Here is a 16,376-nt window from a genome sequence, read left to right as displayed (position 1 = left end):
CCCTGTTCGCCGTGGGCGTGACCTCTCTTCGCACGGTGGCCCAGGGCCTCCGCACCTGCCGGCGACCGGCCCGGGCGGCTACGATCTGGGCATGGAGCAGCCCGTCGTCGGCCTCGTCGTCCACCCCACCAAGAACGTGCGGGAGTCGATCACGACCCTGCAGCGGTGGAACGCGTCCGGCGCCGGACGGCTCGTGGCCCGGCGGGCGGACGCGCAGCGCATCGGCGGCGACGTCGAGGTGATCGGCGACGACGACTTCACGGACCAGGTCGACCTCGTCGTCGCACTCGGCGGGGACGGCACGATGCTCGGCGCGATGCGACTCGTGGCGAAGCGCCCGGTGCCGGTGCTCGGCGTGAACTACGGCAACGTCGGGTTCCTGGTGGAGATCGAGCCGCCCGAGCTCGAGAACGCGCTCGACCGGTTGTCCGCCGGCGAGTACCAGCTCGAACCGCACCACGCCCTCGAGGCCCGGCTGTCGTGGAGCGGCGCCCGCACGGACTACCTGGCGTTCAACGACCTGACGATCGTGCGACGCCCGGGAGCTGGTCAGGTCTCCGCCGACCTCAGCGTCAACGGCCTCGGCTACGGCTACTACCGCGCGGACGCCATCGTCGCCGCGACCCCCGCCGGGTCCACCGCCTACAACTACGCGGCCGGCGGACCCGTGCTCTCCCCCGCGCTGTCGGGCTCGGTCGTGACGCCGGTCGCCCCGATGGCGGGCATCGACCGCGCCGTGGTCCTGGCCGCACGGGAGCGCTACCGCTTCGACATCGCCGAGGGCACCAGGAGCGCCGCCCTCGAGGTCGACGGGCTCGTCGTGGGCGAGGTCGCGACGGGAGCGCAGATCGACGTCCGGCTGCGGAAGGACGCCGGGAGCGTCGTGCGCCTCGACGCCGAGCGGCACGGGCGCACCGGCCGGGTGAAGCTCAGCCTGCTCGACCTGCCGGTCCGCCCCGACCAGCTCATCGAACTCATCCCGCAGGACCTGCGCCAGAAGCTCGGCCGCGAGCTCGAGGACTAGCCCGCGGGGCCGAGGGCGGGCGGGACAGCAGCGCGCTGGGCAGCCGTGCCCCGGACGGCCGTGCCCCGGACAGCGAAGTGGCCCGCCCAGGCAGTGCCTGGACGGGCCGTCCCATCACCCCACCGGACCGCCTTCCCACAGGACGGCCCGGTTCCCCGTGCCGAGGTCGAGACCCCGGCCGAAGCCTGCTGACCTCAGTCGGTCAGGTACAGCTGCATGTCCTGGCTCACGGCCTTCGCGAACAAGCGCAGCTTGGCACGCGACTCGACGCGGCTGACCGCCTGGCGCGTGGTGTGCACGATCTTCGAGATCTCGTCGAGCGTCATCGGCTTGTCGTCGTCCAGGCCGTAGCGCATGCGGATGACGTTGGCCTCGTCGCTCGGCAGCTCGGAGACGATCGAACGGATGTCGCGGTGCAGGAGCGTCGTCTCGGTGAGCTCGTTCGGGCTCGCGGCGTCCTCGTCCTCGATGAAGTCGCCGAGCTCGCTGTCGTCGGAGTCACCGACGACGGTGTGGATCGACACCGGCTCGTGCGAGCGACCCTTGAGGTCGAGGAGCTCCTCGGTGCTCATGCTGAGCTCGGCGGCGACCTCGTCGGCCATCGGCGCGCGGCCGAGGTCGACGGTGAGGTCCCGCTCGGTGCGCGAGATCTTGTTGATCAGCTCGACGGTGTGCACCGGGATGCGGATGGTGCGCGCCTTGTCGGCGAGGCCACGCGAGATCGCCTGGCGGATCCACCAGGTGGCGTAGGTCGAGAACTTGTAGCCCTGGGTGAAGTCGAACTTCTCGACCGCACGGACCAGGCCGAGGTTGCCCTCCTGGATGACGTCCATGAACGGCAGGCCGCGCTGCGAGTAGCGCTTCGCGATGCTCACGACGAGTCGGAGGTTCGAGGTGATCATGCGCTCCTTGGCGCGCTCACCGTCGCGGACGAGCCAGCGCAGCTCGCGCTGCAGCGTCTTGTCGATGCCGGACTCGGTGTTGAGCTTCTCCTCGGCGAAGAGGCCGACCTCGATGCGGCGGGCGATGTCCGCCTCTTCCTCCGCGGTCAGGAGCGAGAGGCGCCCGATGTGGCGCAGGTAGTCGCCGACCTGGTCGACCGAGGCGCCGCGGACACCCGCGAGCTGCTCGTCGGCCTCGACCTCGACGGCGTCGAGCGTGGTGGTCTCCACCGCGGCGTCCGCGGTCTTCGCGGCTGCTGCCTTCTTGCTGCGGCGCGCGGTGGTGCCAGTGGTCGTCGTCTTCGGTGCTGCTGTCGCGATCGTCATGGTGACTCTCCCTGCGGTTCGACGGTGATGGCCTCGTTGGGGGGTGCTGATGAGTAAAGCGGTCGCGAGGTGTACCCCACAAACCGATCGGATCGATTCCCAGGGAACGTCGTGCTTCACCCGAGTAGCTGTCCCCCGCGGGGTACAGGCCAGACGTCAGCATGGACCCGGCCGATGCCCGCGCACAAGGGGATGTCGCCGTGTTTCCGGTGTTGCAGGGATGTTTCATCGACGATCGCAAGCGTGTACCCCGGAGCGCTGCGCCGAGCGGACACGGAAAAGGGGTACGGCGATCCGGATCGTCGTGATCCGGGTGCCGTACCCCGAAGAGCGTCAGGAGCGGGATGTCACCAGGAGGGTTCGAGCCACCCGTCCCGTCGCTGGGAGGACTCGAGGTCGGCGTCGAGGTCGAACTCGTCGTACTCGCTCTCGATGTCGCCGACGAGGCTTCGGCCGGTGAAGGCGTGCGTGATGGACATGCGGACGATGCTCACCCTCGCGAGCGAAGGCCGGGCGACGTCGGGATGAACGATCGGTGACCGACGGCGGACGTCCTGGAACCCGCAGGCTCAGACGTCGACGTCGTCCTCGTCGCCGTCCGCCCACACGGCGTCACGGGTCGCGTCCGGCAGCACGGAGTGCCCGAAGGCGTCCTCGGGGTCGAGGTCCGCAGGGTCCGAGGCCAGGGACGACGGGGCCAGCGTCGACGGGGCCGGAGACGACGGGGCGGGACGTGCGGTCACCCCGTCACTGCACCACCCGTCGGTGAACGGCCGGTGACGGACTGCGCTGCGCGCGCAGGAGGGTCGGGACTACTCCGCCGAGCTCGGAGCGGGAGCGGGACGGCCGTGCTCGCGCTCGTAGCGCGCGCGCTCCTCCGCCTCGACCTTGGCGTACGCGGACCGCTCGGTGCGGTCGGCGCGCATGATCGCGCGCATCACGAACCAGAAGATGAGGCCGACGACGACGGTCGGCGTCACGGCGAAGATGATCCCGGTCACGACTCCCTCTGGCACCGGAGCATCGTACCTCGCCCCGGTGAGCGCCACGTGCCCGGGACGGTGCCGGGACGGACGGGAGGCGCGGTGCCAGCCGGCACCGCGCCTCCCGTCCGACATCCGCTCGCGTCCTACTTGACCAGCGGGAACAGGATCGTCTCGCGGATGCCCAGGCCGGTGATCGCCATGAGCAGGCGGTCGACGCCCATGCCCATGCCGCCCGACGGCGGCATCGCGTGCTCGAGGGCACGCAGGAAGTCCTCGTCGACGCGCATCGCCTCGGGGTCACCGCCCGCGGCGAGCTTCGCCTGCTCGACGAAGCGCTCGCGCTGCACGACGGGGTCGACGAGCTCGGAGTACGCCGTCGCGAGCTCGAAGCCGCGGACGTACAGGTCCCACTTCTCGACGACGCCCGGGCGGCTGCGGTGCTCGCGGGTCAGCGGTGAGGTGTCGACGGGGAAGTTCATCACGAACGTCGGCACGTGCAGGTCGTCCCCGTGGAAGTGCTCCCACAGCTCCTCGACGTACTTGCCGTGCGTGGCGTGCGCGACCTCGACGCCCTCGGCCTCGGCGAGCGCCACCAGCTCGGACAGCGGGGTCTCCGGGGTGATCTCGCGCCCGGCTGCCTCGGACAGCGAGCCGTACATGTCCATGCGCGCCCAGTCGCCACCGAGGTCGTACTCGGAGCCGTCGGCGAGCGTGACGACGAGGGACCCGCCGGTCACGGCCTTCGCCGCGTTCTGCACGAGCTCCTGCGTCAGGTCGGCCATCTGCTCGTAGTTGCCGTACGCCTGGTACGCCTCGACCATCGCGAACTCGGGCGAGTGCGACGAGTCGGCACCCTCGTTCCGGAAGTTCCGGTTGATCTCGAAGACCCGGTCGATGCCGCCCACCACGGCCCGCTTGAGGAAGAGCTCCGGCGCGATGCGCAGGTACAGCTCGGTGTCGAAGGCGTTCGAGTGCGTGACGAAGGGTCGGGCCGAGGCGCCACCGTGCTGGGTCTGCAGCATCGGGGTCTCGACCTCGAGGTAGTCGTGTCCGGTGAAGGTCTGCCGCAGCGAGGACATCACGGCCGCGCGGGCACGGACGGTCTCGCGGGCCTGGTTGCGGACGATCAGGTCGAGGTACCGCTGGCGGACCCGGGTCTCCTCGTTGAGCTCGTTGTGCAGGTTCGGCAGCGGCAGGATCGCCTTCGCCGCGATCGCCCACTCGTCCACCATGATGCTCAGTTCGCCACGACGCGAGGAGATCACCCGACCGTGCACGAAGACGTGGTCGCCGAGGTCGACGAACTCCTTCCACCGGGCCAGGGACTCGTCCCCGACCTCTGCCAGGGAGACCATCGCCTGCACGCGGGCGCCGTCACCGGACTGCAGCGTCGCGAAGCAGAGCTTGCCGGTGTTGCGGGAGAACACGATGCGGCCGGCGAGCCCGACGACGTCCTGCGTCTCCTCGCCCGTCTCGAGGTGCGCGTACTGCTCGCGCACGGCCGGGATGGTCGTGGTGATCGGCAGCTCGGCCGGGTAGGCCTCGATGCCGGCGTCCAGGAGCTTCGCCCGCTTGTCGAGCCGCACCTGTCGCTGTTCGCTGGTCTCGGCGGCGGCGAGCTCCTCGGCGGAGGGGCCGTCGCCCGAGGGCTCGGTGGCGGATGCGGTCTCGTCGGTCATGCTGTGCGGCTCCGATGGGGTCGTGGGGATGCACCGATGGTACCGGCCGCACCGCTCCCGCCCGGAACCGCAGGGACGGCTACAGGCTCGCTTGGCCGTCGGCTGCGGCGAGCGCGTTGTCGACGGCGGAGCGCACGAGGGCGCCCAGCACGCGACCGGGGTGCTCGACACCGATGCCGGACAGCGTCCCGGCCGACTGGTCCACGATCGCGGTCGAGAACGACACCGCGGCCCGCACGGCGTCGGCGTACGCGGGCCGGTCCTGCTCGGTCACGACGAACGGTTCCGCGCCCATCTCGACGACGAGCGCCTGGGCGATCGGCAGCACGGGCGCCGGGGCGGTCACCGCGCAGTAGGCGTCGCGGAGTCGCGCGAGGTCGACGCTCGTGCCCGTGAACGCCATCGCGGGGTGGATCGCGAGCGGGATCGCGCCGGCGGCCAGGGCGGGCCGCAGGACCTCGACGCCGTGGTCGGGGCTGGTGTGCACGACGAGCTGCCCGGGCTGCCAGATCCCGGCGTCCGCCAGACCCTGCACGAGCCCGGCGAGCTGGTCGTCCGGCACGGCGAGCAGCACGAGCTCGCTCCGCTCGACCAGGTCGGGGGTCGCGAGGACGGGAGCACCGGGGAGCATCGCCTCGGCGCGGTCGCGGCCCGCGTCGGACACCGCCGTCACGCCGACGACGGCGTGCTCGGCGTTCGCCAGGGCCGCACCGAGCACGGGCCCGACCCTCCCCGCGCCGACGATGCCGACGCCGAGTCGTCCGGCCCTCACCGCACCGCTCCGGGCGGCGGCACGTCGGACCACCGGCCGGGAGGCGCTGCCTGCGTCCCCCCGTCGGCCCGCCACGTTCCCGTGGGAGCTGCGTCGGCGGCGGTCGCCACCACCTGTCCGTGCGGAGCGTGCACGGCGGGGGCGCGGCGGGCCTCCCGGGCGCGCCAGCGGTGCGTGGTGTCGGCCGCGGCTGCCTCCACGGCGCGGTGCGCGCTCTCCGACCAGAGACGCTGGGCGTCGAGCGCGTCCAGCGCGCCGATCCGAGCGGACACCGGACCGGCCACGGTGTGCACGTGTGCGGTGGCGAGCCGGAGCAGCCGCTCGAGCGGCCCCTGCTCGACCTTCACGCTCTGCACGCGCGGCAGCGGCACGATCACGAGCGAGCGCCAGACGGCGCCGAGCCGGAGCAACACCGCGCCCTGCACGAACCGGTAGCCGTTGCGGCGGAACGAGAGCGGACGGAGCCAGGCGCCGCGCCGCGGGGAGTGCACGAAGCCGCCGCGGTCCCCGGTGGTCGTGAGGCTGTCGTCGATCACGTTGACGGCCTCGGACGATCCCTCGCGGAGTTCCTCGCGTGACGCCGCAGGCCCGGCCACCGCGGTGCCGACGAGCCCCGGCAGGATGATGTCGAGCACCTGGCGGACGTCCTCGGCGCGACCGACCGGCAGCACGATCGACGAGACCTGCTGGTTGGTCGATGCCCCGTTGCCGGCGTTCGTCGCCCGGTTGATGCGGACGTCCCACCAGCCGAAGGGACGCCAGAGCAGCGGCTGCGCGACGCTCACGGCGTGGATGCGGCCCGGCGGCAGGGTCTCGTTCGAGGTCGAGACGAGCCCGAAGCCGATGCGGATGCCGTCACGGGTCTCCGCGATCGTGTACTGCAGCGATCGCGAGAACTTCCGGACGGTGTAGCCGCCGGCGCCGATGACCACGGGGAACAGACCGATCAGGATGCCGTACTCACCGGTGATCGCGATGCTGACGATCATCGCCACGATCACCACGACGAAGAAGACCGTCGTCCCCGAGAGCAGCATCGACGCGATGAGTCGGCCGGGGTGCACCTTCACGACCCGCGTCGCGTGCACGGCGGCCTGGTCGAGCTCGGGCGAGAACAGTTCGTCCACGCGGTCCTGCAGCACGCCGTTCGACGCCCGCACGTCGGTCCGTTCGTCGTCCTGCGCACCCGAGGCGAGCACGAGGATGCGCTGCCGGAGGTCGTCGGCTGCCCGTGCCCCGAGGTACGCGAGCTGCACGTTGGCGTCGTTGCCGGCCTGCGCGATCTCGAGCTTCGCCGTCCCGAGGATGCGCGGGACCACCGGCCGCGAGATGTTGATGCCCTGGATGCGGTCGAGCCGAGCCTTGCGGTGGCTGCGGAACAGCACGCCGGAGCGGACCTCGACCACGTCGCCGGTCACGCGGAACTCGTGCATCCGCCACGAGACGTAGAACAGTCCGATCAACACGACCAGGACCACCACCACCCCGAGCAGCACCCAGCCCACCGCCCCGTGCTCGTACACGTAGCGGACGGGGTCGCCGTCCTCCTGCGGAGCCGGGCCCGGGACGAAGAACTCGAGCAGCTGGTCGCGCAGGTTGCTCAGCGTGTAGCCGAGCACGACGATGAGGAAGATGCCGCCCTTGAGCAGCGGTGTCAGCGGGTGCAGACGGTGCCACTCGCCGTCGGTCAGCGGGGCCGCGGCGGCGGCGTTGCCCTGCCGGGGCGGCGCGGGCGGAGGCGGTCCGGGTCGGAACGTCACGGCGCCCCCTAGAGCCCGGCGCGCCGGGACTCGGCGAGCTCCACGAGCCGGTCGCGCAGTTCGTCGGCGTCGGTGGCGGGGATGCCCGGGATGCGGACGTTCGTCGCGGCGGCCGCGGTGACGAACTTCAGCTCGCTGAGCCCGAGGACCCGGTCGAGCGGGCCGCGGTTCACGTCGACCAGTTGCATGCGGCCGTACGGCACCGCGGTGAAGCGCTGCCACATCAGCCCGCGGCGCAGCACGAGGTCGTCGTCACGCAGGGCGTACCCGATGGCGCGGACCCGGCGGGGCGTCAGGACGGCGGTGACCAGCGCGACGAGGGCGACCACGATGGCGACGCAGCTCCACACCGTGCCGGCCGCACCCCCGAAGCCGCCGAAGAGCACCGCGAAGAGCACGCACCCGGCCGTCACGACCACCCCGACCACGATCGTGCTGACGAGTTCCGTCCAGACGAGCTTCGGCGACACCCGCGTCCACGTGGTCCCGGTCAGGCCGAGGCCCGGCTCGTCGAGTCGTTCGAGCGGCATCACGGCCTCCTGCGGTCGTCGGTCAGTTCGCCGTCGTCCCACCCCGCGGCAGGTCGTCGTCGTCCTCCGGTGGCGGCGCCATGCACATGCGCTCGGCCACCAGGGCACACACCACGAGCACGAGACCGCCCCCGACCGCGACGGCGTTCGGCAGGACCGAGCCTAGCGGCGGCAGGGCGGAGCGGGTCAGGAGGTACAGCAGCAGCCCGGCCGCGAACGCCCCGAAGAGCGCACCGGCCAGGCTCGAGGCCTTCGCGAGGACGACCACGCGGGTGGCGTAGAGGGGGTCGACGGGGTGCTGCCGGCCGGCACCGTCGCGCGCGTGGCGGCGGACGGGTCGGGCCATCGCGACGACCGCGACGCCGATCAGCGCGAGGGTGATGCCGAGGGGGGTCGACAGCAGCAGGGTCGGTTCCTGCCGCGAGGCCAGGACGGCGTCGAGGGCGAACCCGGCGACGGCGGCGACGAGCGCGACGCTGATCAGGGTGGAGGCGCGGGTGGGCTTCACGCGGCGGACTCCGCTCCGGCGTCGGGCTCGGTCGCGGCGTCGGGCTCGGTCGCGGCGTCGGGCTCGGTCCGGGTCGCCGCGTCGAACAGCCGCGGCTCGTCGACGCGCTCGGTGTCGTCGCCGACCGCGTCGAGCAGGTCCGCGACGCGTCCGACCCCGGGCAGGACGGCGTCCGGGTCGGCGTCGAGCCAGGGGGCGAGCACGAACGCCCGCTCCCCCGCTCGCGGGTGCGGGACGGTGAGCGTGTCCGTGTCGATCCGCAGGTCGTCGACCGCGATCACGTCCAGGTCGAGCGTGCGGTCGCCCCAGCGGACCTCGCGGGTGCGCCCGTGGTCGTCCTCGATCCGGTGCAGGGCGTCGAGGAGTTCCTGCGGCGCCAGGTCGGTGTCGACGACGACCACACCGTTGCGGTACCGGGGCTTCGTGTCGTCGAGTCCGTCGAGCGTCAGGGCGACGGACTCCACCTCGTGGCTCGACGCCACCGGGCGGATGCCCGGAGCCGCGGCGATCGCCTGCGCAGCGGCCCGCAGGGCGCTCCCGCGGTCGCCGAGGTTCGCACCGAGGGCGACGACCGCCCGGCTCACTCTTCTTCCTCGGCGATCACCGAGCCGCCGCGGGTGCGGCGGATGGTGATCGAGACGTCGGTGAACGGCACCGTGATCGGCGCCTGGGGCTTGTGCACCGTGACCTCGACCGCGAGCGCCGCGCGGTGGGTGAGCACCGCGGCGGCGATGCGCTCGGCGAGGGTCTCGATGAGGTCGACCGGCCCGCCCTCGATCTCGGCGACGACCTGCTCGGCGACGACCCCGTAGTGCACGGTGTCCGCCAGGTCGTCGGACCCGGACGACACCCGGGCGTCGACCTCGACCGCGACGTCGACGACGAAGTCCTGGCCGTCGGCGCGCTCGTGGTCGAACACGCCGTGGTTCCCCCGGGCACGGACCCCGGTCAGTCGGATGGTGTCCCTCACGATCGTGCTGCCCTCCAGGCATCCCAGACGTCGAGCACCGCACGGGTCGGTGCGGGGTCGTGCACGCGCACCCCCCACGCGCCGCGTTCGGCGGCGAGCAGGCTGATGGCGGCGGTGGCGAGGTCGCGGTCACGCGGCGGTGCGCCGGCAGCGCTGCCGACCCCGTCGAGGAACCGCTTGCGGGAGGCGGCGACGAGCACCGGCAGCCCGATCGAGGCGAAGCGTTCGTAGCCGGCCAGGATCTCCCAGTTCTGCGCGCCCTGCTTGGCGAAGCCGAGGCCGGGGTCGATGACCACCTGCTCCTCGCGCACCCCCAGGACGATCAGCTCGGCGACCCGGAGCTCGACCTCGCGGCGGACCTCGTCCACGGCGTGCGCGTAGACGGCGTTCCGGTGCATCCGGTCGCTGTGCCCGCGCCAGTGCATCACGACGAAGCCGGCCCCGGTGTCGCGGACGACCCGGGCCATGTCGTCGTCGGCGAGACCGCCCGACACGTCGTTCACGATCGCGGCCCCGGCCTCGACCGCACGCTCGGCCGTCGACGCGTTCATGGTGTCGACGCTCACCGCGATGCCCTCGGACACGAGCTGCCGGACGACCGGCAGGACGCGCTGCTGCTCGACCTCGACGGGCACCCGGTCGGCACCGGGGCGGGTGGACTCCCCGCCGACGTCGACCAGGTCGGCACCCGCAGCGACGAGGTCCCGGGCGTGGGTGACCGCCGCGTCGACCGCCAGGTGCAGACCGCCGTCGCTGAACGAGTCCGGCGTGACGTTGAGGATGCCCATCACGCGGGTGCGGTCGTCGGACCCGCCAGCGGCACCGCTCGGGGTGCGGTCGCGCCGACGACCGGTCACGATCTCCGGCACCGGAGCCGGTGCACGGAGGTCGATCGCGACGGTCGGCGGTTCCGCCGCGGCAGCGCGCGCCGCCTGTTGGGCGGCGCGCGCGTGGTCCGCCTCGGCGAGGCGACGCGAGCGTCTCGTCGGCAGGTCGGTCATGCCGGCCTACGCGGGGGCGATACCGGGGTTGCCGAACGGGCGGCGACGGGGCTTCGACGACGACTCGGTGTCGCCCTGCTCCGCCGCGGTCGACGCGGCCTTGCCCGGGAACTCGATCGCGGGCAGGTTCGACACCGGCCGACGGTCGCTCGAGAGCCACTGCGGGCGCTCCGGGAGCTTGCGGACGTCCTTGAAGATCTCGACGAGCTCCGGCGCGTCCAGCGTCTCCTTCTCGAGGAGCTCGCCGGCCAGGCGGTCGAGGATGTCGCGGTTGTCGTTGAGCACCTGGTAGGCCTCGTCGTGCGCGGCCTCGAGCAGGGCACGGGTCTCGGCGTCGACCGTCTCGGCGATGTTCTCCGAGTAGTCGCGACCGCTGCTGCCGCCCATCTCGCGACCGACGAACGGCTCGCTGGAACCCGAACCGAGCTTGACGGAACCGACCGCACGGCTCATGCCGTACTCGGTCACCATCTTGCGTGCGGTCGACGTTGCCTTCTCGATGTCGTTCGACGCTCCCGTGGTCGGGTCGTGGAACACGATCTCCTCGGCGACACGGCCACCCATGGCGTAGGTGAGCTGGTCGAGGAGCTCGTTGCGGGTCACGGAGTACTTGTCCTCGAGCGGGAGCACCATGGTGTAGCCGAGGGCACGACCGCGCGGCAGGATCGTGATCTTCGTGACCGGGTCGGTGTGGCGCATCGCGGCGGCGGCGAGGGCGTGACCACCCTCGTGGTACGCCGTGATCAGCTTCTCCTGGTCGGACATGATGCGCGTGCGGCGCTGCGGACCGGCCATGACGCGGTCGACGGCCTCGTCCAGCGCACGGTTGTCGATGAGCTGCGCGTTCGAGCGGGCGGTCAGCAGGGCGGCCTCGTTGAGGACGTTCGCCAGGTCGGCCCCCGTGAAGCCGGGCGTCTTGCGGGCGAGGAGCTCGAGGTCGACGCTCGCGGCGAGCGGCTTGCCCTTCGCGTGCACCTCGAGGATCTGCTTGCGGCCACCGAGCGACGGGGCATCGACGCCGATCTGGCGGTCGAAGCGGCCCGGACGCAGGAGCGCGGGGTCGAGGACGTCGGGACGGTTCGTCGCGGCGATCAGGATGACGTTCGTCTTGCCGTCGAAGCCGTCCATCTCGACGAGGAGCTGGTTCAGCGTCTGCTCGCGCTCGTCGTTGCCGCCGCCGATGCCGGCACCACGGTGGCGACCCACGGCGTCGATCTCGTCGATGAAGACGATCGCGGGGGCGTTCTGCTTGGCCTGCTCGAAGAGGTCGCGGACACGGCTCGCACCGACACCGACGAACATCTCGACGAAGTCCGAACCGGAGATCGAGTAGAACGGCACGCCGGCCTCGCCCGCGACGGCACGTGCGAGCAGGGTCTTGCCGGTACCGGGAGGGCCGTACAGCAGCACGCCCTTCGGGATCTTCGCGCCGACGGCCTGGAACTTCGCGGGCTCCTGCAGGAACTCCTTGATCTCGTGGAGCTCCTCGATCGCCTCGTCCGAGCCGGCGACGTCGGCGAAGGAGACCTGCGGGTTCTCCTTGTTGTTCATCTTCGCGCGGGACTTGCCGAACTGCATGACCTTCGAGCCGCCGCCCTGGGCGCTCGAGAGCAGGAACCAGAACAGGGCACCGATGATCAGGAACGGCAGGATGATGCCGAGGAGCGACAGGAACCAGTTGCCCTGCTGCACGGTGTCGTTGTACCCGTCGGGCAGGTTGGCGTCGTTGACGGCCTTGATGACCTCTTCGCCGCGCGGTGTGGAGTAGTAGAACTGCTCCTTCGCGTTGCCGTCCTTCAGCGTGAGGTCGACGCGCTGTTCGGTCGAGTTGACGACCACGGACGAGACCTTGCCGTCGGCGAGCTGCTCGAGACCCTTCTGGGTGTCGATCTGCTGCGTGCCGGACTGCGCGATGACGCTCCAGCCGATGAAGATGCCGACCAGCGCGATGAGCACGTAGAGGTACGGGCCGCGGAAGATGCGCTTGAAGTTCATGTGATCCGGGCGCGAGGGCCCGACACCTTTCTCTGCCGGAGTTGCGTGGAGGTCAGCATACGGCGGTGACTCTGTGGCGAGAATGGGTGTCCTCTGCGGGCGAACTCCACCCGTGCCCGGAGGGAGCCGTACGGGCCGTCCGGCTGTCGGGACGGCCCGGCGGACCTCAGGAGTAGACGTGCGGCGCGAGCACGCCGATGCCCCGCAAGTTGCGGTAGCGCTCGTCGAAGTCCAGGCCGTAGCCGACCACGAAGGCGTCGGGGATCTCGAAGCCGGCGTACTTCACGTCGACCTCGACCTTGGCGGCCTCGGGCTTGCGGAGCAGCGCGACGATCTCGACGCTCGCGGCGCCGCGGGACTCGAGGTTCTGCTTGAGCCAGGACAGCGTCAGGCCGGAGTCGATGATGTCCTCGACGATGATGACGTCGCGGCCGTGCAGGTCGGTGTCGAGGTCCTTGAGGATCCGCACGACGCCGGACGACTTCGTGCCGGAGCCGTACGACGAGACCGCCATCCAGTCCATGCGGGCCTGCATCTTCAGGTGCCGCGAGAAGTCCGCCATGACCATGACGGCGCCCTTCAGCACGCCGACGAGCAGCGGGTCCTTGCCCGCGTAGTCACGGTCGACCACCGCGGCGAGTTCGGCGAGCTTCTCGTCGATCTGCTCGGGGGTGAAGAGCACTTCGGACAGGTCTGCCTGGACGTCGGAGAGTTCCACCGGTCCAGGGTAACCGTCAGGACGGGGCGCTGAACGCCAGCCGGTCGCCGTCCCGAGCGGCACGCACACCCGGCAGGTCGATCGGTCCCTGCCCCCGCCAGTCGGTGACCAGTCGGCAGACCTCGAGGGTCTGCGTCCGCGACAGCGTCACCCCGAACTCCCCCTCGACGGCCAGCCGCACGAGTCGCTGCCGGAGCGCCGGCGGGTTCGCCTGCAGCTCGGGCACGGACAGCGAGATGCCCGCCTCGGAGTGCTCGGCGAGGTCCTCCGCCATCTCCTCGGCGAAGTGGTCGAGCGCCGCGGCGTCCTCGCGGAGCTGCTCGGCCGTCCGGGCGAGCGCCTCGGGGATCCCGGCGCCGAGCTCGCGCTCCAGCACGGGCATGAGTGCGGTCCGCACCCGCACGCGGGCGTACGCGGGGTCGTCGTTCTGCGGGTCGTCCCACGGCACGAGTCCGGCGGCGACGGTCGCCTGCCGCGTGGTGTGCCGTCGGACGCCGAGGAGCGGACGGCCGTAGGCCGGTCCGGCGGTCCGCCGCACCAGCGGTGGCATGCCGGACAGCGCGTCCGGCCCGCTGCCGCGCAGCAGGCCGAGCAGCACCGTCTCCGCCTGGTCGTCGAGCGTGTGCCCGAACAGCACCAGGGGCGAGCCCGTGTCGGCGGCGACCTGCGCGATCGCGGTGTGCCGTGCCTCCCGGGCGGCGCCCTCCGGACCGCCGTCGGAGCCGACCGCGACCCGGCGGACCGTCACCGGGTCGAGACCCAGCGACGCAGCCGTCCTGGAGGCGCGGCTCGCCACCGCCTCGCTGCCCGCCTGGAGCGCGTGGTCGACCACGACCGCGCCGGCCCGGAGATCGTGCTTCGGCGCCTCGAACGCGGTGGCCGCGGCGAGCGCGAGCGAGTCCGCTCCGCCGCTCAGCGCGACGGTGACCAGGTCGCCCGGGTGCAGCAGTCCCTCGTCACGCGCCCGGGACAGCAGCGTGCGGACCGCCAGCCGGGTCGCGGCGACGGCCGGGTCCAACCGGGGACGCGGAGTGTTCACCCGGTAACGTTAGCCGCGCTTTCTTCCCGCACATGAGACCAGGAGCGCACCATGACCGCGTACGACGTCGTCGTCGAGATCCCCAAGGGCAGCCGCAACAAGTACGAGGTCGACCACGAGACCGGTCGTGTGTACCTCGATCGCGTGCTGTTCACCTCGTTCGTGTACCCGACCGACTACGGGTTCTTCGAGAAGACCCTGGCCGACGACGGCGACCCCGTGGACGCGCTGCTGCTGCTCGAGTTCCCGACGTTCCCGGGTGTCGGCGTGAAGGTCCGCCCGGTCGGCGTCTTCAAGATGAGCGACGAGGCCGGCAACGACGAGAAGGTCCTCGTCGTCCCCGCCAAGGACCCGCGCTGGGCACACATCCAGGACATCTCGGACGTTCCGGAGCAGACCAAGGCCGAGATCGCGCACTTCTTCGAGCGCTACAAGGACCTCGAGCCGAACAAGTGGGTCAAGGCCGAGGGCTGGGGCGACGCCGCCGAGGCCGAGCGCATCGTGCAGGCCGGCCAGGCCGCGTACGTGCCCGCCGGTCACTGACGCTCGCACACACGACGACGGCGCCCGCGCTCCCCTCGGGGAGTGCGGGCGCCGTCGTTCGTGCTGGGTCGGGGTCCCGATCGAGGGTTGCGGGTCGCTCGTTGCGAGTCGGCGGGTCGCTCGTTGCGGGTCGCTCGGGCTAGACCGAGCCGCTCGGGCGGCCGACGTACGGCAGGAGCTGGTTCGGCAGCCAGATGCCGCGCTCGACCACGCCGACGCCGGGGCGGGCGGCCTCGACCATCGTGCCGTAGCTCGTGACGATGCTGTCGTGGTAGGCGCCGGAGACGCTGCCGTTCGACGAGTAGAAGAGGATGTCGCCGGGCTGCCGCTGCGACAGCGGGACGAGCCGCCCGACCGACTTGAAGTGGTTGTACTGCCAGACGACGTTGTGGCCGCCGGTCGCGATGCCCTGCGAGTTGTACGCCATCATCACGAGGCCGGAGCAGTCCCAGGTGTTCGGGCCCGCGCCGCCCAGCAGGTACGCCTTGCCGAGCTGGTTCCGCGCGTACGCGATGGCGCCGGCGGCCTTCGACGGGCTCGAGACCGGCTTGGGGGCAGGCGCCGGGGCGGGTGCGGGAGCCGGCGCCGGAGCAGGCGCGGGCGCCGGCGCAGGAGCAGGGCGTGACGGGGTCGTGTTCGGCTGCGTGGTGCTCGGGCGCGACGGGCTCGTGTTCGGCTGCGTCGTGCTGGGCTGGCTCGTGCTCGGCTGGCTCGTGCTCGGGCGGGACGGCACGGACGGCGACGCGGGGTCGGTGCTGCCGGCGGACGCGGTGTCCCGGGACGCTGCGGCGGTCCGGGCGGCGAGCTGCTGCTCAGCGCGTGCCGCCTGCTGCTCGTTCCAGTACGCCGTCTCGGTCGCCTTGCTCGTGCCCTTGAGGAACGCCAGCTGGTCGAGCACCTCGGACTGCTTGTCCTGCTGCTGCTGCACGCTGGCCCGGGCCGAGGCCGAGGCGTCGTTGGCCTCGTCGAGCGCCCGCTCGGACTTCGACGTCGCCGCGGCGAGGGCCTTCGTCGCCGCCGACTGCTGTGCGGCGATCGACTCGACGGTGTTCTGGTCGGTCTGCGCCTGGGCGAGCACCCGGGCCGACCGCTCGGAGAGGTGCGAGACCGTCCCCACGCGGTACAGCAGGTCCTTCGCATCCGAGGCATCGACGAGCATCGAGGTCGACAGGTCGCCGCCACCGGTGCGGGAGAGCTCCACGACGAGCCCCGCGACCTGGGCCGCCGACTCGTCCGCCCGCTGCTCGGCGCGCTTCGCCTGTGCCGTCAGGTCGTCGAGGGACGCCTGCGCCTCCTGCTGCTGCGACACCGCCATCGCGTAGTCCTGCGCCGCCTGGAGCTCCGAGACCTCGGCGCTGTCCGCGGCGTCCTGCAGCGTCTGCAGTCGAGCGCTCAGTTCGTCCACGGTCGACTGGGCCTGCGCGGTGTCGGCCTTCGCCTGGCGCACGTCGTCCCAGCTCGGGGCGGACGGGGCTGCCTGCGCGGGTCCGGCGACGACGACCGACAGGCCGATGCCGAGGACGGCGACGACCGCGGTGCAGCCGGACAGGGTGCGGGAGGAGGGCTTCATGTCTGGCTCAGGG

General features: G+C 71.9%; 18 protein-coding genes. 2 read left to right on the top strand and 16 right to left on the bottom strand.

The features are described from left to right. Window positions 1-91 precede the first annotated feature (91 nt). Window positions 92-1,024: an NAD(+)/NADH kinase gene (locus ACIPEQ_RS14150; RefSeq protein WP_402715654.1), complete on the top strand. Its 933-nt coding sequence runs from the start codon at window positions 92-94 to the stop codon at window positions 1,022-1,024. 194 nt (window positions 1,025-1,218) lie between these two features. Here ACIPEQ_RS14150 and ACIPEQ_RS14145 read toward each other — a convergent pair whose 3' ends face one another. From ACIPEQ_RS14145 to tilS, 15 genes are all read right to left on the bottom strand, one after another. Next, complete coding sequence (locus ACIPEQ_RS14145; RefSeq protein WP_402715653.1) at window positions 1,219-2,292, bottom strand: sigma-70 family RNA polymerase sigma factor; 1,074 nt, start codon at window positions 2,290-2,292, stop codon at window positions 1,219-1,221. 347 nt (window positions 2,293-2,639) lie between these two features. After that, a complete protein-coding gene (locus ACIPEQ_RS14140; RefSeq protein ID WP_274542761.1) occupies window positions 2,640-2,771 on the bottom strand; it encodes a hypothetical protein in 132 nt (43 codons plus the stop codon). A 90-nt stretch (window positions 2,772-2,861) separates the two neighbouring features. Continuing rightward, the gene (locus ACIPEQ_RS14135) at window positions 2,862-3,035 is read right to left on the bottom strand and encodes a hypothetical protein (RefSeq protein WP_402715652.1); all 174 of its coding nucleotides are present in this window, start codon (window positions 3,033-3,035) and stop codon (window positions 2,862-2,864) included. A 69-nt stretch (window positions 3,036-3,104) separates the two neighbouring features. Then, entirely contained in the window at window positions 3,105-3,308 is a 204-nt protein-coding gene (locus ACIPEQ_RS14130; protein WP_402715651.1) for a hypothetical protein, read from the bottom strand. Between the two features lie 113 nt (window positions 3,309-3,421). After that, on the bottom strand, window positions 3,422-4,957 hold the full coding sequence (lysS, locus tag ACIPEQ_RS14125) for a lysine--tRNA ligase (protein WP_402715650.1): 1,536 nt from the start codon (window positions 4,955-4,957) through the stop codon (window positions 3,422-3,424). A gap of 79 nt (window positions 4,958-5,036) precedes the next feature. Next, window positions 5,037-5,729: a Rossmann-like and DUF2520 domain-containing protein gene (locus tag ACIPEQ_RS14120; RefSeq protein WP_402715649.1), complete on the bottom strand. Its 693-nt coding sequence runs from the start codon at window positions 5,727-5,729 to the stop codon at window positions 5,037-5,039. Next, a complete protein-coding gene (locus ACIPEQ_RS14115; protein ID WP_402715648.1) occupies window positions 5,726-7,489 on the bottom strand; it encodes a PH domain-containing protein in 1,764 nt (587 codons plus the stop codon). Before ACIPEQ_RS14115 ends, ACIPEQ_RS14120 begins: the two co-directional genes overlap by 4 nt. Before the next feature lie 8 nt (window positions 7,490-7,497). Then, window positions 7,498-8,019 carry a PH domain-containing protein gene (locus ACIPEQ_RS14110; RefSeq protein ID WP_126892698.1) on the bottom strand — a complete coding sequence of 174 codons (522 nt, stop codon included), beginning with the start codon at window positions 8,017-8,019 and terminating at the stop codon, window positions 7,498-7,500. Between the two features lie 22 nt (window positions 8,020-8,041). Then, the gene (locus tag ACIPEQ_RS14105) at window positions 8,042-8,527 is read right to left on the bottom strand and encodes a DUF3180 domain-containing protein (protein WP_402715647.1); all 486 of its coding nucleotides are present in this window, start codon (window positions 8,525-8,527) and stop codon (window positions 8,042-8,044) included. Next, entirely contained in the window at window positions 8,524-9,111 is a 588-nt protein-coding gene (folK, locus tag ACIPEQ_RS14100; protein WP_402715646.1) for a 2-amino-4-hydroxy-6-hydroxymethyldihydropteridine diphosphokinase, read from the bottom strand. The genes ACIPEQ_RS14105 and folK overlap by 4 nt, the downstream gene beginning before the upstream one ends. After that, complete coding sequence (folB, locus tag ACIPEQ_RS14095; protein WP_402715645.1) at window positions 9,108-9,497, bottom strand: dihydroneopterin aldolase; 390 nt, start codon at window positions 9,495-9,497, stop codon at window positions 9,108-9,110. The genes folK and folB overlap by 4 nt, the downstream gene beginning before the upstream one ends. Then, entirely contained in the window at window positions 9,494-10,498 is a 1,005-nt protein-coding gene (gene folP, locus ACIPEQ_RS14090; RefSeq protein WP_402715644.1) for a dihydropteroate synthase, read from the bottom strand. The genes folB and folP overlap by 4 nt, the downstream gene beginning before the upstream one ends. 6 nt (window positions 10,499-10,504) lie before the next feature. Next, window positions 10,505-12,493 (bottom strand): ATP-dependent zinc metalloprotease FtsH, encoded by a 1,989-nt coding sequence (ftsH, locus tag ACIPEQ_RS14085; protein WP_402715643.1) that lies wholly within the window; start codon window positions 12,491-12,493, stop codon window positions 10,505-10,507. Window positions 12,494-12,659: 166 nt separating this feature from the next. Then, a complete protein-coding gene (gene hpt / locus ACIPEQ_RS14080) occupies window positions 12,660-13,211 on the bottom strand; it encodes a hypoxanthine phosphoribosyltransferase (protein ID WP_031272831.1) in 552 nt (183 codons plus the stop codon). Window positions 13,212-13,227: 16 nt separating this feature from the next. Next, window positions 13,228-14,250 (bottom strand): tRNA lysidine(34) synthetase TilS, encoded by a 1,023-nt coding sequence (tilS, locus tag ACIPEQ_RS14075; RefSeq protein ID WP_402715642.1) that lies wholly within the window; start codon window positions 14,248-14,250, stop codon window positions 13,228-13,230. 51 nt (window positions 14,251-14,301) lie between these two features. Here tilS and ACIPEQ_RS14070 point away from each other — a divergent pair, with 51 nt between their 5' ends. Next, window positions 14,302-14,793 (top strand): inorganic diphosphatase, encoded by a 492-nt coding sequence (locus ACIPEQ_RS14070; protein ID WP_126891758.1) that lies wholly within the window; start codon window positions 14,302-14,304, stop codon window positions 14,791-14,793. A 139-nt stretch (window positions 14,794-14,932) separates the two neighbouring features. On the opposite strand, the gene ACIPEQ_RS14065 is transcribed toward ACIPEQ_RS14070, so the two are convergent. Further along, window positions 14,933-16,363, bottom strand: a complete 1,431-nt coding sequence (locus tag ACIPEQ_RS14065; protein ID WP_402715641.1) for an NlpC/P60 family protein — start codon at window positions 16,361-16,363, stop codon at window positions 14,933-14,935. Window positions 16,364-16,376: the final 13 nt, after the last annotated feature.

It is taken from the genome of Curtobacterium sp. NPDC087080, assembly GCF_044745105.1.
GTDB lineage: Bacteria > Actinomycetota > Actinomycetes > Actinomycetales > Microbacteriaceae > Curtobacterium.
The sequence above is the reverse complement of the archived record's forward strand: the minus strand, read 5'-3'. Positions and strand labels throughout refer to the sequence as shown.